Annotated in this window: 22 protein-coding genes and 1 riboswitch; of the genes, 17 read left to right on the top strand and 5 right to left on the bottom strand. The window is 59.5% G+C overall.

The annotated features are described in order from the left end of the window. Positions 1–152: 152 nt before the first annotated feature. The gene (locus MJA45_RS23570; protein ID WP_315608091.1) at positions 153–1355 is read left to right on the top strand and encodes an NAD(P)/FAD-dependent oxidoreductase; all 1203 of its coding nucleotides are present in this window, start codon (positions 153–155) and stop codon (positions 1353–1355) included. A 110-nt stretch (positions 1356–1465) separates the two neighbouring features. On the opposite strand, the gene MJA45_RS23565 is transcribed toward MJA45_RS23570, so the two are convergent. Then, positions 1466–2542, bottom strand: a complete 1077-nt coding sequence (locus MJA45_RS23565; RefSeq protein WP_315604338.1) for a LacI family DNA-binding transcriptional regulator — start codon at positions 2540–2542, stop codon at positions 1466–1468. Between the two features lie 122 nt (positions 2543–2664). On the opposite strand from MJA45_RS23565, the gene MJA45_RS23560 reads away from it, so the two are divergent. The 4 genes from MJA45_RS23560 to MJA45_RS23545 all read left to right on the top strand — a co-directional run bounded on the left by MJA45_RS23560 (position 2665) and on the right by MJA45_RS23545 (position 6352). Next, complete coding sequence (locus MJA45_RS23560) at positions 2665–3936, top strand: FAD-dependent oxidoreductase (protein WP_315604337.1); 1272 nt, start codon at positions 2665–2667, stop codon at positions 3934–3936. Between the two features lie 162 nt (positions 3937–4098). Beyond that, entirely contained in the window at positions 4099–4524 is a 426-nt protein-coding gene (locus tag MJA45_RS23555) for a GNAT family N-acetyltransferase (RefSeq protein WP_315604336.1), read from the top strand. 100 nt (positions 4525–4624) lie between these two features. Further along, positions 4625–5593, top strand: coding sequence for a DUF4405 domain-containing protein (locus MJA45_RS23550; RefSeq protein ID WP_315604335.1), 969 nt, complete (start codon positions 4625–4627; stop codon positions 5591–5593). Between the two features lie 24 nt (positions 5594–5617). Further along, the gene (locus MJA45_RS23545; protein ID WP_315604334.1) at positions 5618–6352 is read left to right on the top strand and encodes a dioxygenase family protein; all 735 of its coding nucleotides are present in this window, start codon (positions 5618–5620) and stop codon (positions 6350–6352) included. An 80-nt stretch (positions 6353–6432) separates the two neighbouring features. Here the strand turns inward: MJA45_RS23545 and MJA45_RS23540 are convergent, their stop codons facing one another. The 3 genes from MJA45_RS23540 to MJA45_RS23530 all read right to left on the bottom strand — a co-directional run bounded on the left by MJA45_RS23540 (position 6433) and on the right by MJA45_RS23530 (position 9040). Next, positions 6433–7272, bottom strand: coding sequence for a MetQ/NlpA family ABC transporter substrate-binding protein (locus MJA45_RS23540; protein WP_315604333.1), 840 nt, complete (start codon positions 7270–7272; stop codon positions 6433–6435). Positions 7273–7358: 86 nt separating this feature from the next. Then, the gene (locus tag MJA45_RS23535) at positions 7359–8027 is read right to left on the bottom strand and encodes a methionine ABC transporter permease (protein ID WP_315604332.1); all 669 of its coding nucleotides are present in this window, start codon (positions 8025–8027) and stop codon (positions 7359–7361) included. Continuing rightward, positions 8024–9040 (bottom strand): methionine ABC transporter ATP-binding protein, encoded by a 1017-nt coding sequence (locus tag MJA45_RS23530; RefSeq protein WP_315604331.1) that lies wholly within the window; start codon positions 9038–9040, stop codon positions 8024–8026. The genes MJA45_RS23535 and MJA45_RS23530 overlap by 4 nt, the downstream gene beginning before the upstream one ends. 93 nt (positions 9041–9133) lie before the next feature. Beyond that, positions 9134–9252: riboswitch (SAM riboswitch) on the bottom strand. 295 nt (positions 9253–9547) lie between these two features. Between MJA45_RS23530 and MJA45_RS23525 the strand changes: the two genes are divergently transcribed. Together MJA45_RS23525 and mobA are read left to right on the top strand one after the other, a co-directional pair. After that, positions 9548–11434 carry a hypothetical protein gene (locus tag MJA45_RS23525; RefSeq protein ID WP_315604330.1) on the top strand — a complete coding sequence of 629 codons (1887 nt, stop codon included), beginning with the start codon at positions 9548–9550 and terminating at the stop codon, positions 11432–11434. Between the two features lie 549 nt (positions 11435–11983). Next, positions 11984–12895 carry a molybdenum cofactor guanylyltransferase gene (gene mobA, locus MJA45_RS23520; protein ID WP_315604329.1) on the top strand — a complete coding sequence of 304 codons (912 nt, stop codon included), beginning with the start codon at positions 11984–11986 and terminating at the stop codon, positions 12893–12895. Positions 12896–13114: 219 nt separating this feature from the next. Here mobA and fdhD read toward each other — a convergent pair whose 3' ends face one another. Next, positions 13115–13903: a formate dehydrogenase accessory sulfurtransferase FdhD gene (fdhD, locus tag MJA45_RS23515; protein WP_315604328.1), complete on the bottom strand. Its 789-nt coding sequence runs from the start codon at positions 13901–13903 to the stop codon at positions 13115–13117. 115 nt (positions 13904–14018) lie between these two features. On the opposite strand from fdhD, the gene MJA45_RS23510 reads away from it, so the two are divergent. From MJA45_RS23510 to MJA45_RS23465, 10 genes are all read left to right on the top strand, one after another. Continuing rightward, on the top strand, positions 14019–15266 hold the full coding sequence (locus MJA45_RS23510) for a molybdopterin molybdotransferase MoeA (RefSeq protein ID WP_315604327.1): 1248 nt from the start codon (positions 14019–14021) through the stop codon (positions 15264–15266). After that, on the top strand, positions 15263–15832 hold the full coding sequence (gene mobB, locus MJA45_RS23505) for a molybdopterin-guanine dinucleotide biosynthesis protein B (protein ID WP_315604326.1): 570 nt from the start codon (positions 15263–15265) through the stop codon (positions 15830–15832). Before MJA45_RS23510 ends, mobB begins: the two co-directional genes overlap by 4 nt. Next, a complete protein-coding gene (lepB, locus tag MJA45_RS23500; RefSeq protein WP_315604325.1) occupies positions 15829–16377 on the top strand; it encodes a signal peptidase I in 549 nt (182 codons plus the stop codon). The genes mobB and lepB overlap by 4 nt, the downstream gene beginning before the upstream one ends. A gap of 34 nt (positions 16378–16411) precedes the next feature. Beyond that, positions 16412–16813 (top strand): DUF1761 domain-containing protein, encoded by a 402-nt coding sequence (locus MJA45_RS23495; RefSeq protein ID WP_315604324.1) that lies wholly within the window; start codon positions 16412–16414, stop codon positions 16811–16813. Between the two features lie 244 nt (positions 16814–17057). After that, entirely contained in the window at positions 17058–17867 is an 810-nt protein-coding gene (locus MJA45_RS23490; RefSeq protein ID WP_315604323.1) for a phosphotransferase family protein, read from the top strand. A 112-nt stretch (positions 17868–17979) separates the two neighbouring features. Further along, on the top strand, positions 17980–18573 hold the full coding sequence (locus tag MJA45_RS23485; RefSeq protein WP_315604322.1) for a hypothetical protein: 594 nt from the start codon (positions 17980–17982) through the stop codon (positions 18571–18573). A 125-nt stretch (positions 18574–18698) separates the two neighbouring features. Next, entirely contained in the window at positions 18699–19106 is a 408-nt protein-coding gene (locus tag MJA45_RS23480; protein ID WP_315604321.1) for a YflT domain-containing protein, read from the top strand. 215 nt (positions 19107–19321) lie between these two features. Continuing rightward, on the top strand, positions 19322–19522 hold the full coding sequence (locus MJA45_RS23475) for a cold-shock protein (protein WP_315604320.1): 201 nt from the start codon (positions 19322–19324) through the stop codon (positions 19520–19522). A gap of 237 nt (positions 19523–19759) precedes the next feature. After that, positions 19760–21538: a DNA helicase RecQ gene (recQ, locus tag MJA45_RS23470; protein WP_315604319.1), complete on the top strand. Its 1779-nt coding sequence runs from the start codon at positions 19760–19762 to the stop codon at positions 21536–21538. A 150-nt stretch (positions 21539–21688) separates the two neighbouring features. After that, positions 21689–22816, top strand: coding sequence for a SpoIIE family protein phosphatase (locus MJA45_RS23465; RefSeq protein ID WP_315604318.1), 1128 nt, complete (start codon positions 21689–21691; stop codon positions 22814–22816). Positions 22817–22829 lie beyond the last annotated feature (13 nt).

The following is a 22829-nucleotide window of genomic DNA, read 5'->3' as shown; positions in this document are numbered from 1 at the left end:
AACGGAAACCGCGTTAAAGCTTAAGGGAAAGGGTGCGGCTGACGAAGACGGAGGAGACGCCGGCTTCTCCATGAACCTTTTGCGCCCGGCTTCGTATGATGGAAGTACATCACCGAAGTGGGCACGAACCCATCCGGAAAGGCGTGAAGGCAATGGGGAACCCGAAGAGAATCGTCATCCTGGGAGCGGGCTACGGCGGACTGGCCGCGGCGCTCCGGCTGCAGAAGAAACTGAGGCGGGGAGAGGCGGAGGTCACGCTTGTCAACAAGCATGACTACCACACGCTGACCACCCATTTGCACAAATCCGCCGCAGGCACCGATCATCCGGATAACGCCAGGGTCGACCTTAAGGAGATGCTTAACAGCCGCCGGACCCGTTTGCTTAAGGCGGAGGTTCAGAGGTTGGAGCCGACGGAGCGTAAAGTGGTCACCGACCGGGGCGTGCTCCGCTACGATTATCTCATCGCGGGGCTCGGAAGCGAGCCGGAGATGTTCGGCATCCCGGGCTTGAAGGAGCATGCGCTTACGATTCGCAGCACGAACAGCGTGCGCCTGATCCGCCAGCATATCCGTTACATGCTCGCGAAGTACAAAACCCAGCCGAAGCGCCTCGACTACCTGACGTTCGTGGTCGGCGGAGCCGGCTTCACCGGCACGGAATTTGCCGGAGAGCTGGCGGACAAGATGCCGGAGCTTTGCCGGCTGTTTGACGTCGACCCGTCGCTCGTGCGCATCTGCAGCATCGAGGCGGGGGCGGCGCCCCTGCCGCCCGGCATGCCGCGGGAGCTCGTACGCTACGGAATGGAGAAGCTGACTGCGAAGGGCGTCTCCTTTAAGCTCACCACCTCCATCCGGGAGTGCACGCCGGAGGGCGTCCGTCTCTCGGACGGCGAATTCATTCCAGCCGGGACCGTCATCTGGGCGGCGGGCGTCCGGGGCAACCGGCTCCTTGAGGAGGCGGGCTTCGAGACGGCGCGGGGCCGGGTGGCCGTCGACCCGTGCCTCCGGTCAAGGCAGCACCGCGAGGTGTTCATCGTCGGCGACAGCGCCCTCGTCCTAGGGCCGAGCGGGACCCCCTACCCGCCGACGGCTCAGATCGCCGTTCAGCAGGGCCGCTACGCCGCCGACAGCCTCCTGGCGCAGCTGCACGGCCGCCGGCTTCCCCCGTTCCGCTACGACCATCGGGGGACGGTGGCTACGCTCGGCCGCGCGGAGGCCATCGGCGTCGTCGGCGGCCGAGCGGTCACCGGCCTGCTCGCCTACGTGCTGAAGCTGCTCGCCGATGCCGGCTACCTGTTCACCATCGGCGGGCTTCCGCTCGTGCTGCGCAAAACGGTCTTCCGCCGCAGCTAGTGCAGGCACGGAGGACCAGGGAGCATCCGTTCGGGCGGGACACCGGGAAGCGGGGGGACCGTGCGTTGTCCGCGGGAAAGGTCGCCCCTTATCCGCGGACCCGGCGAAGGTCAGCCTTCGCGGCCGCCCGCTAGTTGCCGGCTCTCCCGAGGGGGAGGCCCCAGCGTTTCTCCGCGGAAGAAGGCGCCCCCTCGCAGCCTCACATGCTCGAACGGAAGAAGCGGGCTGCCGATCCGCCTCAACATGAGCTCGGCGGCGCGCTCGGCCGCCTCACGGACCAGCAGCACCGGGCGGGTTAACCCGGGATAGGCTGGATGAGCTTCATGATCGGTTCCGATCAGCGAAACGTGGCCCGGCACGGTTAGCCCGGCCCTCTCCAAGGCGACGGCCGCCCAAGTGACGTCGCGGTTCAAGGCGCACAGTACCGCGGTGTAGCCGCCGTCCGCGAGCTTGGCGGTCAAGCTGTTCAGCCAGTCCGTTCCCGTTCCGGGCGGCCCGGTCACGTGCTCGTCCGGGCTCATGGGCAGGCCAAGCCGCTGGCAGGCATCGAGGAAGGCCTGCCAGCGGAGCCGGAAGCCGCGCTGGGTCCGGGTATCGCCGACAAAAAGAATGCGGCGGTGGCCCTCTTCGTACATCTGGTTAAGGCTAAGGTGGACGGCGTGCTGCACGTCCCAGATGACGCTGTCCGCCAGGCTGCCGTCCGGAGGGTAGTTGATCATCACGACGGGGAGCGGCAGCCGGACGAGAGCAAGCTCCATCCACTCCGGTAAACCCGGGGGAAGGAACAGCCCGTCCAGGAACAGGAGGCCGCTGCGCTCCATCCATTCGAGCAGCCCGCTTTCCGTTTGCAGCGGCTTCGGAAGCACCACGGTTGTCAGAACATGACCGAGCTCGTGCAGCCGCTGGTGCAGCCCTTCGACCTGAAGGTGATGAAAGGGAGCCTCTCCGGTCATCAGCAAAGCGAACCGCCGGGGCTTGCCCGCCCCCGGCCAAGGGATCTGCTCGGCGGACAAGCCGGCCGCCTGGGCCTTGGTCCGGTAGCCGAGCTCCCGGGCGGCTTCGCTGATTTCCCGGCGGGTCGACTCGGACATTCCGGGAAGCCCGCGGAGGGCTTTGGATACGGTATGGACCGTTACCCCAAGGCGGTCGGCGATCATCCGGAGAGTGACCTTTTTTCGGCGGGTCATGCTTGTCTCCTCCTTTTTCCGTGGCTTGGTTTATCCGTTTAAATGTAACAAAAATGAAACTATATTAAAACGGTCTCCCTGCCTATAATGAGGGCAAATCGGTGCAAGGGGAGGATACAAGAATGGATCAAGCTAAGGTACGGATGGAGAGAACGGTTCCGGTTCACGACCAAGCCGATCTTATCGTGGTGGGAGGCGGGCCGGCCGGATGCGCCGCCGCCATCAGCGGAGCGAGGAGCGGACTTAAGGTCATCCTTCTGGAGCATTCCGGCCAGTTGGGCGGCATGGGCACGCTCGGCAACGTCAGTATTTTTATGGGCGTGGGCAACGTAACGGGGATTTACCGGGAAATTATCGCCGAGGTGCTTCCGGACCGGCTCCCGGATTCCCACGAGGGCTCGATCTGGCCGCAGTATTCGCCGTTCGTGCTGCGTCATTACTTGAACAGCAAGCTCGAGAAGGAAGGGGTACGTGTCTATTACCACGCGAGCTTCACCTCGGCGGTGATGGATGGGGATACGGTTACGGGCATCGTCGCAAACACAAGAGAGGGGCTCCGGGCTTTTCTCGGCGCCAAGGTGATCGACTGCACGGGGGATGCGCGGGTCGCCCAGGATGCCGGGGTGCCGATCCATTCGGGGCGGGAAGGAGACGGGCTGACCCAGCCGATGACCTTGATGTTCATGATGCAGAATACGGGGAAGCCGGTCACCCCTTACCTTCCGGAGGACGCCTATTATTATGAATCCATGAGCGAGCTCCCGCAGGGAAGGCACCTTTATTGGGAGCAGAACCAGGACGGCACCCTGCTTGTTAACATGACCCGGGTACGGGGGAACGGAGCCAAGCTTGAGGATATCAACCATGCGGAGAAGGAAGCGCTTCGGCAGGTTTTCTCCGTGGCCCACTATTTGCAGCGGAATGGATTTGAGACCTACGTCCTCTCCCATATTCCCGGCCAGGTCGGGGTCAGGGAAACGAACCAGATCGAAGGCCGCTATACACTGACGGAAGACGACCTGACGAGCGGACGGAGGTTCGAAGACGTGGTGGCCCAAACGAATTACGAGATCGACATCCACAGCCCGGACGGGGCCAAAACAACCGACGAACGCAGCCTGAGCGGCTACGACATCCCGTACCGGTGCATGCTTCCAACAGGGGTAAAAGGGCTCCTCGTGGCGGGCCGGTCGATCTCCGCGACCCACGTCGCCATGTCGTCCATGCGCGTGCAGGCGACCTGCTATGCGCTCGGCCAGGCTGCTGGAGCCGCAGCGGCGTGCGCGCTCGAAGAGGGCGTCGACTTCCCGGGCATCTCCATCCCCAAGCTTCACCGGCGGCTGGCGGACCAAGGGGTCGTGTTTTGGAAGGCGGAGAGTGTGAAGCAGGTTTAAGCTGGCGTATGAGGCATTAAGCAGCCCGGCTCCTGGGGGAGCGGGGCTTTTTGCTGTGGGGAAGGCATGAGGGAAGGACCATTCACCGCGAGGCGGCGATCTGGTAAGCTTGCCGTAAGCCGAAAAGAAAAGCCGATAACACAAGGCCAGGGAGGAAGGACCATGATAAGAGAAGCGGTTAAGGAAGATGCCCGGGAGGTCGCTAGGCTGTCTTCACAGCTGGGCTATGAAATAACGGAGTTTGAGGCCGGAGAACGGCTGGAAAGACTGCTGGCAGACAGGGATCATGCCGTTTATGTCCAGGAAGCCGAAGGAGGCGGGCTTGCCGGATGGGTTCATGTCCACGGCCGTCATCTGATCGAATCCCCGCCGTTTGCGGAAATCGGCGGTTTGGTGGTGGATGGCACCCAGCGCCGGAAGAGGGTGGGAGAGCAGCTGATGCGGCGGAGCGAGCAGTGGGCCCGGGAGAGCGGATACCGGATGATGCGCATCCGGTCGGGCAGCCAAAGGAAGGAAGCCCACGAGTTCTACCAAAGAATCGGATACGAGGCGGTGAAACGTCAGGAGGTTTTCGCTTTGTCGCTTTGAGCCGCATTTTCAGCAAATCTTCAGCCGGCGCTCAGCACAGGTTTAGCTTGCCCCTGTAGGATGAAGGCACAATCTTATTTGGAGCTGGGGGCTGGCTGACTTGAAGAAATTAACATACGTCAAAATCACCATCGATATCCTGATGGCCGTTACACTGGTGCTGCTGTATAACAAAAGGGTGCTGGGCGGTCTCGCGTTCCACGAAATCGCCGGGCTCTGCATCGGCGGCGTGTTCCTCGTTCATATTCTGCTGAACGGGCGCTGGGTGGCAACCGTGACGCGCAAGCTGTTCGACCGGAAGCTGCCGGGGCGCACCCGCTTCGGCTATTTGCTGAACCTGCTGCTGCTCGCGTGCATGAGTTTTATTATCGTAAGCGGAATTCTCATCTCGGAGGTGGTTTTCCGGGACCTGCACATGGGCAATGTCGGCTGGTTCAAGGGGACCCATATCGCCGTCTCCTTCCTGACCCTTATCATCGTGGGCGTCCACGTCGGCCTTCATTGGAAGTGGCTGATGAATGTGGGCAGGAAGCTCTTTCGGCTGGAAAAAGGCCGCCGGACCGCCGGCCTTCTGGTTCAAGCGGCCGCCCTCCTCGTCTTCCTGTACGGAGGCTGGCAAATCTACAGCACCGGCTTCCTGAACCGGGTGGAGGGCGTCACTCAGCTCTTCTCGTCCGGTCAGGGAATGCCGGGTGAAGGAAGAGGACGACCCGAAGGGATGCCGGAGGGCATGAGGCGGGAAGGCATGCCGCCGGAAGGAGCCGCGAACGGAAGCGGAGCCGGTACCGCTCCTTCCCAAGCAGCGGCTTCCTCGGAAGCCGGCGTGGCCGGAAAAGACGGGGGCACGGGGGGCGGAACCGGGGCTGCCGGTTTCGAAGGGCGCCCGGCCCGGCGCGGAGGCGAGGAAAGCCCGTTCCGCGAAGGCGGCAAGGGCGGCTTCCCGGGCGCAAGTCCGTGGAACGTGCTGCTTACGTACTTGGGGATCCTGGGCGTCTTCGTCATTCTAACGTATTACGCGGAGAAGCTTCTGAACAGACGCAAGCCGGCTTCTTCAGCTGCCGAGGTATAGGAGCGAGAGAAGGAGGAGAGCGAAATGAGCCGCTATCACGACCACGACCATGGCCCAGACCAAGACAAAGACCAGAAGAGCGGGGAAGGAAGCAGCCTGTGGGAATCCCGCCGGATGACCAGAAGAGAGGTGCTCGCCGCGGGGATCACCTTGCTCGCTTCGACGGTTCTGGCTGCCTGCGGAATCCGGGCCTCCTCAATGGGGGGAACCGAGGAGCCGTCCGCCTCACCCGTACCAACGGCAGGGCAGACCCCGTCCCCTTCCTTACCCCCGACTCCGGCATGCGGCCATGAGGACGGCACGCCCGAGGTGACGGAAGGTCCGTATTCCACGCCCAACTCTCCCGAACGCTCCTCCTTGCTGGAGGAGGGGATGGCCGGTGTGAAGCTGACGGTGTCCGGCTTCGTCCTGAACCGGGACTGCCAGCCGGTCCAGGGGGCGCTGCTGGACTTCTGGCAGGCCGATTCCAAAGGAAGCTACGACAACACCGGCTTCCGCCTGCGCGGCCATCAGTATACGGACAGCAGCGGAGCCTTCCGGCTGGAGACGGTCGTGCCCGGCCTTTATCCGGGCCGCACCCGGCACCTCCACGTCAAGGTGCAGGCCCCGAAGGGGAAGGTGCTGACCACCCAGCTGTTCTTCCCCGGCGAGCCCGGCAATGCGAAGGACGGCATCTACCGCAAGGAGCTTCTGCTGGAAAAAATGGAAACGGCAGACAACCAGCAAAAAGGGGCCTTCACCTTCGTTCTTCCGTCTTAATCCTACCCAAAAACGCCGTTCCCAACAGGTCCGCGAAGGACCGCCGGGAACGGCGTTTTTGCTGGAGAAGTGGGTTCGTCTTAGAAGGCAGGAACGACTTCCCCTTTGTAGGTGTCTTCGATGAATTTCTTCACTTCCGGCGTGTTGAGGGCCTTGGCCAGCTTCTGCATGGCGTCGGAATCTTTGTTGTCCTCACGGGCGACGAGAATGTTGACATACGGGGAATCTTTGCCTTCCAGGAGCAGGGCGTCCTTCGTCGGGACGAGTTTGGCGTCCAGGGCGAAGTTCGTATTGATCACGCTCAGGTCCGCTTCGTCGACCGTACGGGGCAGCATGGCGGCTTCGAGCTCCTTGAACTTGAGGTTCTTCTTGTTCTCGGTAATGTCGCGGACCGTGCCGGTTACGCCGACGCCTTCCTTAAGCTTAATCAGGCCGTTCTTCTCGAGAAGAGCGAGAGCGCGTCCGCTGTTCGTCGGATCGTCCGGGATGATGACGGTCGCTCCGTCCTTAAGCTCGTCGATTTTCTTGATCTTCTTGGAGTAAGCCCCCATCGGTTCTACGTGGACGCCGGCAACTTTCACGAGCTTGGCGTTGTTGTCCTTGTTGAACTGCTCCAGGTAGGGAGCATGCTGGAAGAAATTCGCGTCCAGCTGCTTTTCGTTTACTTGAACATTAGGCTGTACGTAGTCGTTGAACTCGACAATTTGCAGATCCACGCCCTGCTCCTTGAGCTTAGGCTGGATGAACTTCAAGATTTCCGCATGGGGCACGGCAGTGGCGCCGACCTTCAAGGTAGCCGCTTTGGCCGGTGCGGCCGAAGAGCCTCCCGAAGGAGAAGACGATGGAGAAGCGGAATCCTTGCTGCCGCAGGCGGCGAGAACAAGGGTCAGGGCAAAGAGCAGGACGAGCAGTTTTTTCATGAATGGTTCCCTCCAATGGTTTGAAATTCTCTCTAGGTTAATAGTAAAGCCCGTTGATGATATAGCTTGTACAACCGGAGCAGCGGTTATTTGCGGCTGAACCGGATGACGAGCCGGTCGCCGATCGTTTGAAGCACCTGCACGAGAATTAGCAGGATCACGACCGTCACGACCATGACCTCCGGCTGGAAGCGCTGGTAGCCGTACCGGATCGCGAGAACGCCTAAGCCCCCGCCGCCGATCGTTCCCGCCATCGCGGTGTACGAAACCAGCGTCACACACGTGATGGTAATGGCGGCGATCAGGCCGGCCCGGGATTCGGGCAGGAGCACCTTGCGCACGATCTGCCAGCGGCTCGCGCCCATCGACTGGGCGGCCTCGATCACCCCGCGGTCCACCTCGCGGAGCGAAGTTTCGACGAGACGGGCGAAGAAGGGCGCGGCGGCGATGACCAGCGGCGGGATGGTTCCCTTAACCCCGATGGACGTTCCCACAAGGATTTTGGTAAGCGGGATGACCAGAATCATCAGGATGATGAACGGCACGGACCGCAGCACGTTGACGATAAGGGAAAGCACCGTGTAGCTGACGCGGTTCTGCAGAAGCTGGCCGCGGGAGCTCAGGAACAGCAGGATGCCGATCGGCAGTCCGACCATAACGGTGAACAGGGTGGAGAGCCCGAGCATAATCAGCGTATCCTGAGTCGCATCTCCGATATCCGGCCAATGGATGTTCTCCAGGTTAATCTCTTTCATCCGATTTTCTCCACCTCCAATCCGCGTCCCGCCAAGGCGGCAATCGTTTGCTCCACCTGAACGGGGCTTCCTTCCAATTCCACGACCAGCTGGCCGTACGGCGTATCCTTCATCCGCGAGATCGTCCCCTGCAGGATGACGAACGTCGCCTCGGACTCCTTGATCGCCTGGGCCAGTACCGGCTGGTACGTCTGTTCCCCGACAAAAGTGATCCGGTAGATGTTCCGGCTCCCGGAGGCTATCTCCCCTTCCACGACACGGGCAAGCTCGGAGGAATCCGAGACCTGCTCCAGAAATTCGCGGGTGGTCGGATGCTCCGGCTTCAGGAAGACGTCGATCACCTTGCCCTCCTCCACGATCTGCCCGTCGTCGATGACCGCGAGCCGGTCGCAGACGGAGCGGATCACGTGCATTTCATGGGTGATCAGCACGATCGTTATTCCGAACCTGCGGTTGATGTCGCGCAGCAGGGAGAGAATCGAATTCGTCGTCTGCGGATCGAGCGCTGAGGTGGCCTCATCGCACAGCAGGACGTGGGGATCGTTGGCGAGCGCCCGGGCGATGCCCACCCGCTGCTTCTGGCCGCCCGACAGCTGGGCCGGGTACTTGTCCGCATGCGCTTCAAGGCCGACAAGCGCGAGCAGTTCGCTTACCTTGTGCTTCACCTCGGCTTTGGAATGCTTCGTAAGCGTAAGCGGAAAAGCGACGTTCTCGGCTACCGTAGCGGACGACAACAGGTTGAAGTGCTGAAAAATCATCCCGATCCGCCGCCGCTGCTCCTGAAGCCGGCTTCCGTCGAGGGCGGTGAGCTCGACGCCGTCCACGATGACCTTCCCGGAGGTCGGCTTCTCGAGCAGGTTGATTGTCCGGATCAAGGTGCTCTTGCCGGCGCCCGAATGGCCGATCACGCCGAAGATCTCGCCTTTGGCGATCGACAGGTCGATGCCGCGAAGAGCCGGAATGAGCTTCGTGCCGACCGGGTAGCTTTTATGGAGCCTTTGCAGCTCGATCATGCAAGGATCCCTCCTTTTGAGTTGGTATTATCGCCGACAAAGCAAAGGCCCCTTTTTCACAAGGGAAAAAGGGGCTTTATTGTCCATTGTCCCTTCTCATCTGCCAGAGCCGGTTAGACCCTGAAGGAATTGGCACCAAGTATCCCGTCCAAATTGGACGAGACGGTTGCCGGGCATCATCGGGCCTTTCCCTCCGCCTCTCTTAATAAGAAGATGTTATTAAATTATAGGTTGTAAGAATAAATGCGATAAAACGGAGTATAGCGCAGGAGGAGGACCCTGTCAACCGGATAGCGGGAGGCAGACGGTGTAACCTTTTTCCAGACGTTCCTAAAGTAAAGTTGCTCCAAACGTGTCCGGCTAAAACCGGCTGGCCCGAGACGGCGGGAAGAGCACGGCCCGAGGTCATGAAAGTGCCAAAACCGGTCATCCTTCTCCGGAAAAGAATGGCTTAAGATGGGGAGGTAACAATTTCCAACACTTAAGACGGAGGAGGAGAAAGATACAATGAAGCGATTGTCCCTTTGGATTTGTCTCGCGATGCTGGTGGCTCTGGCGGCGGTACCGCTGCAGGCTTCGGCTTACTCGCCGGGAGAAGAAGTGCCGCTGAATTTTCCGAGAACCTACTTGCCGTTTGATGCTCCTGGTGTGGCTTTTGAAAAGACGGGGGGAGAGGTGCTGGTTTCCAACGCCCCCGAGACAATTAACGAGGATGGGGCGCTTAGAGCGGACGGAAGCGTCATTACGGGGCAGTACAATGCCACGCTCTACCGGGATACCGTCACAGGCCCGTTCCGGTTCTGGGGCTCCCACTATAACAAAACGAACCAGCCGCTGAAATTCTGGATCCATGTGGCCAATCCGTCGGCTCAGGCCGTCAACTTCTATGTAACAAGGGAGGCTTATGCCGACGCCGCCGTCACCACAGCGGCAAGCGAAGTGACCCGCAGCTTTATGGATGCGGAGCCGGACAAGCGCTTGCTGGCCACGATTCCCGCCGGGGGATCCTACTCTTTCGCCTATTCCGATGCCGATCACGTGGCAGTCGGCGAGTCGGTAGTGTATTTTGCTGAGTTCAGCGCGGAAAACGCCGCGGACGGGCAGGATGCGGGCGTTCTCGTCTCCCACGTCGTCACGACGGCGGACAAGACGGACCCCGCTCCGTACGCCACCACGCCGACGATAGCCCGCACGAATGCGACGGCCGACCGCTCTGACGATTACCGGGGCGTGCTGGATCATTGGGGCCGCACCGGGACGATTGATCTTACTTTGACGAACGACAATCCCTTTCTGGGGCTGCGTCTCGGGGATCAGGGCTATTCCGGCGAACAGGAGAAGCTGTATACCCGGTGGAATGTGAAAGGCGAGCCTGTCGAGAAGCAGGAGGTGCGCTTCGTCACCCCTACGATTAACAAGGTGCGTCTGGCTTACTGGTACATCGATTATGAGGTTCAGGTTCGCTTGAAGAACCGAACCGGTTATCCGGTGATTCATACCTTGTACGGAAGCAACGGGACCAATCCCGGCTTCGTCAACTACCAGCTGAACGACGGACCGGCGAACAACTATCATTTTGCCCGGAACGCCGTCGTGCCGGTGACCACGGAGAAGGAGTACCGGCTGCGCATGATGGTGATGCCTTCCGCCTATTTGCCGTATGGGCTGTACTTTGCGGCCGGTACTCCCGACGGGGTTCCGAACGAACTGGTGGTTTCCAAAGCGGAGTACTCCCTGCTTGCCGCCGATGCCGGCCAAGCGGAGGAGCTGGTGAACAAACTGCCCGAAGGCCCGGAAAAAGCGGCATTGACCGCACGGCTCGCCCAAGTCCGGGAGTGGATCACGGCGGAAGCGTCGGTTACCGCAGCCGAGAGCCGGCTCCAGGAGCTGGCAGCCACGCTGCAGACGGTCGATCTGTCCCCAGCTGGGAAAGCGGAAAGGGATTCGCTTCGGCAGCAGCTGGAAGATGGAGCGGTCCTGGTTCAGGAAGCCCTGACGGCAGCGGCTGCCAAGGTAGAGGCGCTGCCGCCAACGGACAGCTCCGCGCTGAAGGAGCATCTCGCGGATTTCCACAGCCGCCTGGCGGCAGCCGAAGGCCGGCTGGAGGCGGTCCAGGCGATTGCCGATCAGGCACTTCAGCCGGGGAACCGTTTTGGGGACGCGGATTTGTCCCTGCATAAGAAGGTCGGAGAGACCGCGAGCCTGAACGAGCTGACGGCAGAGCAAGCCCAGCCGCTTCCGGTTCAAGGCCCCTTCACCTGGGTGGGGAGTGACACGGCCGTTGCGACGGTGACACCGGACGGCGTGCTGACGGCTGTCCGGGAAGGATCCGCCCTGGTGTACGGCTATAACGGGCAGGGGATGGTTGCCGTCCTGGTGCATGTCGGCGTTTAATGGTGCGATGGTGCGAAACTTGAGTAACATAATTTGTCTAAAAGAAATCGAGCCAGCCGGCGATCCGGCTGGCCTTCTCTATGAACACGGAAGGCGGGCCGGTTCGGTCGAACTTTCCGGCTACCGTGGAGACCGGTGGACACTAAAGATGAGCATGAGGCTTTCCTGGGGACGTCGGACGTGGAAGTTGAATCGCTTGCCGGTCCTAAAGGATTGGCGGACGTGGGGAAATTGAGGGGCATTAGGGTTCCTTGAAAACGGCGGATGAGTGGATGCTGGAGGAGGCTAGCCAGCCCCTCGAAAAAGTAGCGAGGCACGAACAAGGAAGATTTCGATTGCTGCATATAGAGGAACTCCGATACCTTATTCGGAGAAATCGGAGTATTGCAAAAAAATTAGAGGAACGCAGGTACGCTATTTTACCCCAAAAAGGGGAAGAAGGAGCCATTTGCCCACGGTTGTCCTCCAATAGAGGAACAGAGTTCCGCAAAGATTTTAGCGGGTGCTTGTGGGAGTTGAATAGCGAACTGGAGTTCCGCTATCCTTTGGATGATTAATTGGATTGGTGTTTTAGGGGATTGGCGTTTAACGGAATTAAGGGTAAGCCGCTCTAATGGACAGTTTTCGGGGGCTTGCTCTAAAATGAAGAACAACGAAGGAGGGGAAGCCTGCATGAACGGAAAACCAGCCGAAACCGGTTTCCGCTACCGGCCCGGCTACGGCGGCATTCTGATTGCCGGGGGCGGGAGCACGCGCATGGGTACGGACAAAAGGCTGCTGCCCTTGGGAGAGACCACCTCGCTCGAACGGATGGCGGCGTTCCTCGCCGCGCAGTGCCGAGGCGTCTGGGTGGCGGCAGGAAGCGCCGAGCTGCCGCCGGTGCTCGCCTTCTCCCGGTGGAGGGAGGCCGGGCTAGCGGGTGGGGACGGCCACGCCACAGGGCCCGTCCGGCCCGCGGACGCCCAGGCCGCAGGCGGCCCGGCTCCCCGCCCGCGGACGCCGCCCGCCCCGCTGTGCGCCGTCGCGGACGAGCCGCCCGGCATCGGCCCGCTCGGCGGCCTGGGCGCCGGGCTGCGGCATACCGCGCACCGGCTGAACCTGGCCGCCGCCGCGGACCTGCCGTTCCCGTCCGCGGCGCTTGCCCGCGAGCTGTTCGCCGCCGCGGAGCGCACCGGCCGGCCCGCGGCCGCCGTGGAGCGGGATGGCCGGCTAGAGCCGCTCTTCGCGGTCTACTCCGCCGACAGCCTGGAGAGCCTCCAGGCTTACGTCCGCGAAGGAGGCCGGCGCATCGGCCGCTGGCTCGAGAGCCTCGCTCCGGCGGTCGTCCCGGAGGAAAGGCTCCGCGAGCTGGATCCTGCCGGACTTGCCCTGTTCAACATGAACCGGCCGGAGGACTACCGGCAGGCTCTCCTCTTTCTGCAGGCGGAGCGGAACGGCCATCCAGGGCCAGCCTCCTCCTGAGGAGCCTGCCAGAAGCTCTCCGCCTAACCGATCCTTTCCAGTCAGGGAAGCCAGTCACGCTCATCCCGCTGAGGCTTACTCCCGCTTGGCCGCACCAGTGTTCACACTTTCCCGACGCTATTGTTCATTCTCTTCCTGGTGCCGCCAAGAGCGCTCTCCCATGCAGCGCCGCCAACCACACTCTCCACGCCGTCACCTGCGCTATCCCAGCGCTGGCCGCTACACCCGGATCCGTTCCGGATGGGAGTAGACGTTCAGCGTCCGGCCCCGGATGAAGCCCACCGCCGTGATGCCCAGCTCCTCCGCCAAATCAAGCGCGAGCCCGGTCGGGGCGGACTTCGAGAGGAGAACCGGGCTGCCGAGCTTCGCGGCCTTCAGCAGCACCTCAGAGGACATTCTGCCGCTGAAGGCGATGACCAGCGAGGAGGGATCCGTGCCGTCGAGCAGACAGCGGCCGTACAGCTTATCGAGCGCGTTGTGCCGCCCGATGTCGGCTCTCGTCAGGAGGATCCCCTCTGGGCGGCAAAGCGCCGCGTTGTGAAAGCCTCCGGTCGCTCGGAATTCGGACGAGCCTTCCTGCAGTGCCGACTGCAGGGCAAAGGCCTGCCCGACCGTCAAGGTTACGCTGCCCGTCACCTTCCGGGCCGTCCGGGCGTCGTTGTAGAACGTAAACGACCGGCTTTTGCCGCAGCAGGAGGTCAGGTACCGCTTATGCGTGAGGTCCCGGGTGAACGCCGGGGCCGACGGCACCGTGGCGTAAGCCATTCCCCGGGACTCGTCTATCGTCAGATCGGACAAGTCCGAGGCCTTCCGGATGATTCCCTCCGACGCCAGAAAGCCGACCGTCAGCTCCTCCAGATGCTCAGGCGTGCAAACCATCGTGGCGAACTCTTCGTCATTGACCCATACGGTCAAAGCATACTCGGAGGCGATTTCATCCTCCGCCATCCCCAGGGCCTCCCCGTCATAGCGCAGGATCGGCCGCCTGACGGTCACTCTTCTCTCCATGGAAACGCCCCTTCCCTTGTTGTCCCTTATCCCGTCCTTTATAATATACAAAAAAGCCCAGGCCTTTGCCTTATCCATCATTCATTATCCGTTTTAGTGCAGGAGGAGGCCTACCTTGAACACCCAACCGCTTACGATTGAGGAAGCGCAGCGGCTTGTGCTGGAAGCGGTGGACCCGCTGCCGGCCGAGCTCATTCCCTTGGGAGATTGCACCGGGCGCATACTGGCCGAGGACCTCTACGCCGATGCCGACCTGCCGGCCTTCGACCGTTCCATGATGGACGGGTTCGCCGTCCGCAGCGCCGATACGGCGGCCGCTTGCCCGGACCGCCCCGCCTATCTCACGGTCATCGCCGAGATTGCGGCGGGTGAGGACCCGGTCCGTCCGGTCGGCCCGGGCGAGGCCGCCCGCATTATGACCGGGGCGCCCATCCCCCCGGGAGCCGACGCCGTGTGCCGGTTTGAAGCTACCTCCGATGGGTTTCGGAAGAATGTCCCGCGTGTCGGAGTCTTGAAGCCGACAAGCGAAGGAGAAAATATTGCGAGGAGAGGGGAGGACATCTCCCGCGGAGGCCGGGTGCTGACGAAAGGCACGCGCCTCGGGAGCGGGGCGGCCGCCGTTCTGGCCTCCTTCGGCAGGGCCGAAGTGTCCGTTTACCGCCGGCCGTCCGTGGCGATCTTTACCGCCGGCTCCGAGCTCGTGGAGATTACCGAGCAGCCGGGGAGGGGGCAGATCCGCAGCTCCAACGGCTGGATGCTGGCGGCGCTCGTCCGGGAGGCGGGCGGCCTGCCGCGGCTGGCCAAGCCGGTGCCGGACGGCATCGACGAGCTGGCGGCCGCGGTTACGAGCGAGGGAGAAGGAGCCGACCTGCTCGTTACCACGGGAGGCGTATCCGTCGGGGATTACGACCTGATCCCCGCGGTTTACGAGCGGCTCGGGGCCCGGACGGTCTTCTGGAAGACCCAGATCCGCCCCGGCAGCCCCGTCCGCTTCGCTCTGCGCGGCCGGCAGCCGGTGCTCGGCGTCTCCGGGAATCCGGCGGCCGCTTTCGTCAACGCTCTGCTCTTCGTGGTCCCGGTCCTCCGCAAGATGGCCGGCCTTCCGGACCCGCTGCCGCCGACCGTTCAGGCGGTGTCCGTGTCCGGGTTCCCGAAGCCGCCTATCAAGCCGGTCCGCTATCTGCAGGCGCACGCTTATTTGCAGGAGGGCCGGCTTCTCGTGGAGCTGGCCTGCGGCCAGTCGGCCGGCATGATCGGCAGCCTCGCCGGCACGAACGCGCTGGTCCGCCTGCCGGGCGGAGCCTCCCTACGGGAAGGCGACCTGGCGGATGTCCTGCTCTACGGGGAGGTGCGTTCGAAGTGACCGTTCCCCATGTCGCCTTTGTCGGATACAGCGGCTCGGGCAAGACGACCGTGGCCGTGCAGGTCGCCGCCCGGCTTAAGGCAGGCGGTCTGCGGGTCGGCGTGCTTAAGCACGATGTCCACGGCATGTCGCTCGGAAGCTCCGGCAAGGATACGGACCACTACTGGAGGTCTGGCGCGGACCGGGTCGTGCTCGATTCACCGGATGGGCTCCTTATGCTGCAGCGCCCGCCTGCCTCATCGGAGCTGGCGGCGAAGCTCGCTTTTTTTGCCGGGATGGATGTGGTTCTCTTGGAAGGGTACAAAAGGGAACCGGTCCCCAAGATTCTCGTGGCCCGCACCCGGCAGCAGCTGGAGCTCGGTCTGGAGCTGACCGGACTGGCCGCCCTGGCGGTTCCTTTTGATGCAGGAGACGGAGAGTTGGATAATAAGGATTGGAACGCCTTTCTTAACCAGGCGGAGCCCGGGAAGGCTTGGGACGTGCTGAACCTGAACAACCCGGACGAAATCGCCGAATGGGTAAAGGCTTTTATCAACAGGAGCAAAGGAGAGGGAGAGACCTCATGAAGTGGCTGAAAGAAATTTGGGGCTGGGTAGGCTCGTTTGCCATTGCGTTTGTGTTTGCCGTACTGATCGGAATCTTCGTGTTCCAGCCCTACAAGGTGGACGGGCATTCGATGGATCCTACGCTGCACGACCGGGAGCGCGTCTACGTTTCGAAGCTGCCCCACACGTTCTCTTATGTTCCTAATTATGGCGATATCGTCATCATTGACAGCCGGGTGGACCGGGATCGGACGTTCAAGGACGATTTTATGGGCAATCCGCTGTTCTTGCTGATCACGGGCAAAACGGACGACCAGGTGTTCTACGTCAAGCGCCTCATCGGCAAGCCGGGAGATACGATTGAGATCAAGAGTCATCAGGTTTACCGCAACGGACAGCTTCTGGACGAGCCTTACATCAAGGAAGCGATGAACGCCCCGGACGGCAAATGGACGGTCCCCGCGAAGCATATCTTCGTCATGGGAGACAACCGCAACAACAGCCGCGACAGCCGCGAAATCGGGTTTATTCCGCTGGACCACCTGATGGGCAAGAAGATTCTTTAAGGCCACAAGTTACTTTGGAAAAGAGGTCGTTCGATTGAATTTCGCCGCCATGAATCCTTGGGCCGTGCTGGTGACCGTCCTGGTCACGATGGCCGTCGGCTTCGTCTGGTATTCCCCGTCCGTTCTCGGGAACGCCTGGATGCAGCACCGGGGCCTTAAGAAAGAAGACATGAACTCCTCCGCCGGCCCGATGGTCGGGACGATGGTCCTTGCGGTCGTCAGCGTGCTGGTTTGCGCCCTGCTCGTACAGCTAGCCGGAGCCGACGACCTTCTGTCGGGGCTTGGACTCGGGCTGCTTCTCGCGGTTCTGGTGTCGGCCCGGATCGGTACGAATTATTTTTTTGAAGGGGGACGGCTTGTCCTCTTTGGGATTACGGCCGGGTACCATGCGGTTACGCTTGTTCTGGCCGGAGCGATTCTTGCTTTGTGGCGTTAACCGTTTAGGAGACTGATTATCAAGCACCTCCAGCTTAGGTCGACATCAACCCGTGAACCTTCTGTCAGGGAGGTCTTGCGGGTTTTTTTACAGGTGAGTGCAGGTCGGCATGTCATTTTCATAAAAAAAACGATTTAGATCGCGGAGGAATGCTATGAGGTCCCGTTCTATTCTAACCGCCATAGAGAAGTTTAGGCTGAATGTCTTGAGCAGGGAAGATGTGCCCGAATCATTCAGCTCGGAAGTGCACAAGCTTACCCTTGCCGGCGGAGAAAAGGTTTATGTGAAAATTCCCTATAACAAGGATAAACTGTTTCGGGAACGTCAGATACTGGAAGCCTTGAAGGACATCCTGCCTGTCCCCAAAGTATTGGACTTTTGGGAGGGGGATGAGAAGATGACGGGAGCGCTGCTTCTTTCCGCCATTCCGGGTGTGCCCTGTACAGAAGGAGTCACGGAGGAGCTTTCCTATCAGATGGGCATGTATCATGCGATGCTTCATGAAGTTAATCCTCCAGGATACGGTCACTATGCAAAGGATGGCTTTAAGTTTCTGGACCATAAGGATTGGCGGCTGCATATCAAAGATAGTTTTGAAAAGTGGAAGGAGGATGGCAAAACGATTCTCGATCCCGAATTGTATGAGAGAGCTGTTCTTCACTTTGACGGCGTTTTTTCGGTGCTGCCGGAACTCGACGGGCCTTGCCTTGTTCATATGGATTTTAGACCTGGAAATCTATTGGTGGATGGTAACAAGGTCGTGGGCCTTATTGATTTTGAAAGTGCCCGCGGCGGATCCACGGAAATCGACTTCACAAAAATGAACAGATATAGCTGGAGAGTGAACCCGAGGACAAAGCTGGCGTACAGAAAAGGGTATGAATCCGTTCGTCTTATGATTAATCTGGAAACCGTGCTGCCCTTTTATGAATTTTACGATGCTTTCAGTGCTGTGGTTTGGTGCAAAAACAGAGGCCTCGAGAAGAATCTAGCGTTCCTTCAGGAAAATATTAGTACTTTGCGGAAGTCCGTGAGTGAGCCGTTTTCTGGTTAGAAAGAATTTACGGATTGGAAAGGAAATGGGAATCCCGCGTCGAAAAGAGTAAAACAGGCTGGTTGCCTTTTCCTGGATACGGAAGTGGAGACCTGTCGGTCAGGAGGATTTTATGAAACGGATGCCGTTTGAACGTCCGACCGAGCACTACGACGAGAGCATTTACCACGTGGATGAACAGATATGCCATTTGCTTAAAAAACGCAAGGAGCTGTCAAGCCACAATCCAGGATACCCGCCATTCGAGTATATAGAGAAGTGGGCGGCGGAATTTGGCTTCTATTCGGATTTTTTAAAATCCATTTTTTATTCCCTAGGAACCGAAGAGAGCTTCAAACCAGTTGTCGAGCCTACCGGCTTCCGGAAGCACATTCCCGTTCTAAAGTCATGGGAAGAGGGGGAGTTTTTCTATACCGTTAACTCGGTACGCCAATATCAGAATGCAAGCGTCCTTACCTTCCATATGGACGGGGAGGAGCAGCGGGAATCGGGAAAGAAAATGGCTCTATTCGAGTTGGATTTAGGGGAAGCCTATGACTGCCGGATGGGGACGGGAGGGAGTACCTCGGGACACTACATCTATACCTACCTTGTATCTCCCCCGTTGCCCGATGATCTGAAAGGGATGGTGTTTACCTTCCGCGAGTTCCGCAGACCCTTCAAGAACCAACCGACGGGCCGTGAAATCGTGATCCGGGTCGACTAAGCTAAGATATATCCTGCTGCCAAAAAAGTTTTTAAAAAATTCTCAAAAAAAAGTTTCGCTCCTGTTTCAACTGGAATTCAAGTGGGTAAATTCATATTGTGACGGATCAGACAGGAGGGACGTTAATGATAACCCGTGTCAGAACAGTCGGCGATGCGGAAGCTGCGCGCTCTGCGGTGACCGAGCTTTCCTTTAACGGATATGCGAAAGAGAACATTCACATTCTCGCTCATGACGAGCGGAGCACCGACCGGTTGAACGAGTCCAACGGGACCGAGGATATCGGGTTCATTGAGGAAGGGTTCTTGACGGCCGTGGCCAACCTGTTCCGTTCGAGAGGAGAAGAGCTCCGCACGAAGATGATGTCCCTGGGCGTCAGCGCGAAGGATGCCGCACTCCTGGAAAAAGAGCTCGACCATGGACGAATCGTCGTCATCGGCTGGGGCGGCAACATGAAGTTCGACCATGAGAAGGGCGATCCCAACATCGTGTATACGCCGGCTCTGGAAACAATGGGCAGCCGTCCTCTCTAAGGGACGAATCCTTCAACTAAATAATTCCCATATGAGGAAGTTACCCCGGATTCACGGATTATCAAGGGTGTTCATTCTCTCGTAACGGATGACACTCTCGATAATGTGTGAATTTTTTATGCTGGGCTGATCGGTCTGCCTTCCAAGGTGCATCGCGTCCGCCGGAGTAAAAAGGGTACATATTAAACACTTTAATTAAAGCGAGGTAATTGCACATGCAAACAGGAACAGTGAAATGGTTTAACGCAGAGAAAGGCTTCGGGTTCATTTCCACCGAGGAAGGCGGAGATGTATTCGTACACTTCAGCGCTATCCAAGGCGAAGGCTTCAAGACGCTGGACGAAGGCCAAGCGGTTCAATTCAATGTCGTTCAAGGCAACCGCGGCCCTCAAGCCGAGAATGTCGTTAAACTGTAAGCTGACCTTTTGGACCATCCCATAAAACTGTCCTTACGGGCAGTTTTTTTGGTTTTTACCGGATAATCCAAAGAAAGCGGGCGCTGGCAAACGGAAGAAGGGCTTCCGGAAAAATTCCGGAGAACGGCGGGACTCGGCCGCTTTTCTCCCTTTTGGCGTCAGTTTTTGCTATAGTAGAGGGAGAGAGGGGGACCCGGTGCGGTCCCGCTCTGGAAGACATAAAGCGAGGGATTTGCCGTGCTTCAGCAAGCTAGACAGGTTTTGGAAAAATATTACGGATACCCGTCCTTCCGGGAAGGACAGGAAAGCATAATCGCCCGTATTCTGGACGGGACCGACGTGCTCGGCATCATGCCGACCGGGGGAGGCAAGTCGATCTGCTACCAGATTCCGGCGCTCCTCCTGCCGGGGGTGACGCTCGTCATTTCTCCGCTCATCTCCTTGATGAAGGATCAGATTGACACGCTCGAGAGCATGGGGGTGGCCGCCACCTTCATCAACAGCTCCCTGACGGGAAGCGAGGTAAGCAAACGGCTCGCCCGGGCGGGCCGCGGCGAATACAAGATGATCTACATCGCGCCGGAGCGGCTCGAGTCGGACCGGTTCCTCTCGATGCTGCAGGACTTGTCCGTCGCCATGGTGGCGATCGACGAGGCGCACTGCATCTCGAGCTGGGGGCACGACTTCCGGCCGAGCTACCGGGCCATCACGAGCTTGCTGCGCGAGCTGCCGAACCGCCCGCGGGTCGCGGCTTTCACGGCGACGGCGACTCCCGAGGTCATCTCGGACATTACGTCCTACCTGGGCATCGGCGACGGCGAGGTTTTCCTCACGGGCTTCAACCGCGAGAACCTGAAATTCTCGGTCATCAAGGGGGAGAACAAGAAGGACTACCTGCTGCGCTACGTGAACGAGAACAAGGACCAGGCTGGGATCGTCTATGCCGCCACTCGCAAGGACGTTGACAATCTGTACGAATTTCTCCGCAAGAAGGGAATTGCCGCGGGCAAGTATCACGCCGGCTTAAGTGACACGGAGCGCAAGGAAGCCCAGGAGCGGTTCATCTTCGACGATATCCGGGTCATGGTGGCGAGCAACGCTTTCGGAATGGGCATCGACAAATCCAATGTCCGGTACGTTATCCATTACAATATGCCGAGAAACATGGAGGCTTATTACCAGGAAGCGGGGAGGGCGGGCCGCGACGGAGAGCCGGGAGAATGCCTCCTGCTGTTCAGCCCGCAGGATATACTCATTCAGAAGTTTCTGATCGAACAAACCCAGCTTGACCCCGACCGCAAGGCTAATGAATACAAGAAGCTTCAGGCGATGACCGACTACTGCCACACGCCTCGCTGCCTGCGCCAGCATATTTTGCGGTATTTCGGGGAGCAGGCGCCAGACGAGTGCGGGAACTGCTCGCACTGCAACGACGATCTGCAGGTGACGGACCTGACGGTGGACGCCCAGAAGATTTTCTCCTGCATCTACCGCATGAAGGAACGGTACGGCTCGACGCTGGTCAGCCAGGTGCTGAAGGGCTCCAAGAGCAAAAAAGTGCTTCAGTTCGGCTTCGACCGCCTCCCGACCTACGGCATCATGAAGCAGTACACGGAGAAAGAAATTGTCGATCTGATCAACGCCCTTATCGCCGAGGGCTACATTTCCTTAACGGAGGGCCAGTACCCGGTGCTCCGCCTTCAAGCCAGGGCGAGCCGGGTTCTGAAGGGAGAGGAGCCGGTTCTGCAGAAGCTGCGCATTTCCCGCAAGCCCGAGCCGGTTCGCGACGACGGCCTGTTCGAGCGCCTGAGGGAGCTCCGCAAGGAAATTTCCCAGCGGGAGAATGTGCCTCCTTATGTCGTCTTTCCGGACAGCACCCTGCGCGAGATGAGCGAGATGAGGCCGACGGACCGCATGTCGATGCTCTCCGTTAAGGGAGTAGGGGAAACCAAGTTCATCCATTACGGCGTCCTGTTCATGGAGCTTATTCAGGAGTATCTGGCAGAAGAGGCATGAACCGGGCCGTCAGGAGGGTTTTGGACGGAACGGCACCATGGACAGGCCCCCGGCCCGTGGGCTAAAATGAAGGAATGTGTTTAACGCTATTAACTTTCACAAGGCAAAGTATGAACCGATTCCATGTCGCAATAGAGAAGGAGCCAACCCATGAGCATTCTGATCGTGGACGACAATCCGGTCAACTTGATTATTATAGAGAAGATATTGAAGAGCGAAGGCTATACGGACTGCATTACGGCCAGCTCCGCTTATGAGCTGTTCGATCATCTAAAGCTTGGAAGCGGAGAGCAGCCGGAGCTGCAGGCCGATCTTATCCTGATGGACATGATGATGCCCGAGATCGACGGGCTCGAGGCCTGCCGCCGCATTCAGCAGGAAGAGAAGCTGAAGGATATTCCGATTATTATCGTGACGGCACTCGGCGACTCGAACAAGCTGGCGGAAGCGCTGGATGTCGGGGCCATCGATTACGTCATGAAGCCGATCAACAAGGTAGAGCTTATGGCCCGCATCCGGGTTGCCCTCCGGCTCAAGTATGAGAAGGATTGGCATATCGAGCGGGACCGCAAAATCCGCAACGAGCTCGATCTGGCCAAGCAGGTGCAGCGGAGCGTGCTGAGCCAGCCGCTGGACGACGAGGCCATCAGCATTGCCGCGACCTATTACCCTTCCTTCGAGCTGGCCGGTGACATGTATTCCTGGTACAAGATCGACGAAAACCGGTACGGCATTATTCTGCTCGATATGATGGGACACGGGATTTCGTCTTCCCTTGTCTGCATGTTCATTTCGTCGGTGCTTCAGGACACCATCACCCGTCTGGTTGACCCGGAGCTGGTCATTAACGAGCTTAACCGCTACATGAACCAGCTTTACAGCCAGGAACACTTCATCCATTACTATTTTACGGCGATCTATCTCGTCATCGATACGAAGAACAAGACCATCGAATACGTCAACGCCGGTCACCCTCCGGGCTTGGTCATCCGTGACGGGGAAGAGACCGTGGAGCTGGATAAAGGGAGCTGCGCCGTCGGCTTCTTCGAGCAGATTGAAATCAACAAAGCGAAGCTCGAGTACAAGGAGAACATCCGGATTTTTCTCTTTACGGACGGGCTTCTGGAGGCGGTCGAAGACATGGGGCAGGATTTGACGGAGGAGCTTGTGTCGAACAATACCGGTAACCTTATGAATGTCATCGACCGGATTCTGCCCGAGGACGTTCGCGATGACCAGCATGACGACATGTGCATGGTTATGGTCCGCACCAAATAACGATAAATCCATA

Origin of the sequence: Paenibacillus aurantius, assembly GCF_032268605.1 — a bacterium.
Classification (GTDB): Bacteria; Bacillota; Bacilli; order Paenibacillales; family NBRC-103111; genus Paenibacillus_AO; species Paenibacillus_AO aurantius.
Note: the sequence above shows the minus strand (reverse complement) of the source record. Positions and strands in the feature narration are given on the sequence as shown.

Excerpts from the sequence above, each read along its gene's own strand:
- lepB (WP_315604325.1), top strand. The coding sequence starts at position 15,829 with ATGAAGTGGCTGAAAGAAATTTGGGGCTGGGTAGGCTCGTTTGCCATT.
- MJA45_RS23530 (WP_315604331.1), bottom strand. The coding sequence starts at position 9,040 with ATGATCGAGCTGCAAAGGCTCCATAAAAGCTACCCGGTCGGCACGAAG.
- MJA45_RS23570 (WP_315608091.1), top strand. The coding sequence starts at position 153 with ATGGGGAACCCGAAGAGAATCGTCATCCTGGGAGCGGGCTACGGCGGA.
- MJA45_RS23555 (WP_315604336.1), top strand. The coding sequence starts at position 4,099 with ATGATAAGAGAAGCGGTTAAGGAAGATGCCCGGGAGGTCGCTAGGCTG.
- MJA45_RS23475 (WP_315604320.1), top strand. The coding sequence starts at position 19,322 with ATGCAAACAGGAACAGTGAAATGGTTTAACGCAGAGAAAGGCTTCGGG.
- MJA45_RS23480 (WP_315604321.1), top strand. The coding sequence starts at position 18,699 with ATGATAACCCGTGTCAGAACAGTCGGCGATGCGGAAGCTGCGCGCTCT.
- mobA (WP_315604329.1), top strand. The coding sequence starts at position 11,984 with ATGATTAATTGGATTGGTGTTTTAGGGGATTGGCGTTTAACGGAATTA.
- MJA45_RS23525 (WP_315604330.1), top strand. The coding sequence starts at position 9,548 with ATGAAGCGATTGTCCCTTTGGATTTGTCTCGCGATGCTGGTGGCTCTG.
- MJA45_RS23465 (WP_315604318.1), top strand. The coding sequence starts at position 21,689 with ATGAGCATTCTGATCGTGGACGACAATCCGGTCAACTTGATTATTATA.
- MJA45_RS23535 (WP_315604332.1), bottom strand. The coding sequence starts at position 8,027 with ATGAAAGAGATTAACCTGGAGAACATCCATTGGCCGGATATCGGAGAT.
- MJA45_RS23565 (WP_315604338.1), bottom strand. The coding sequence starts at position 2,542 with ATGACCCGCCGAAAAAAGGTCACTCTCCGGATGATCGCCGACCGCCTT.
- MJA45_RS23485 (WP_315604322.1), top strand. The coding sequence starts at position 17,980 with ATGAAACGGATGCCGTTTGAACGTCCGACCGAGCACTACGACGAGAGC.
- MJA45_RS23560 (WP_315604337.1), top strand. The coding sequence starts at position 2,665 with ATGGATCAAGCTAAGGTACGGATGGAGAGAACGGTTCCGGTTCACGAC.
- MJA45_RS23540 (WP_315604333.1), bottom strand. The coding sequence starts at position 7,272 with ATGAAAAAACTGCTCGTCCTGCTCTTTGCCCTGACCCTTGTTCTCGCC.
- MJA45_RS23545 (WP_315604334.1), top strand. The coding sequence starts at position 5,618 with ATGAGCCGCTATCACGACCACGACCATGGCCCAGACCAAGACAAAGAC.
- fdhD (WP_315604328.1), bottom strand. The coding sequence starts at position 13,903 with ATGGAGAGAAGAGTGACCGTCAGGCGGCCGATCCTGCGCTATGACGGG.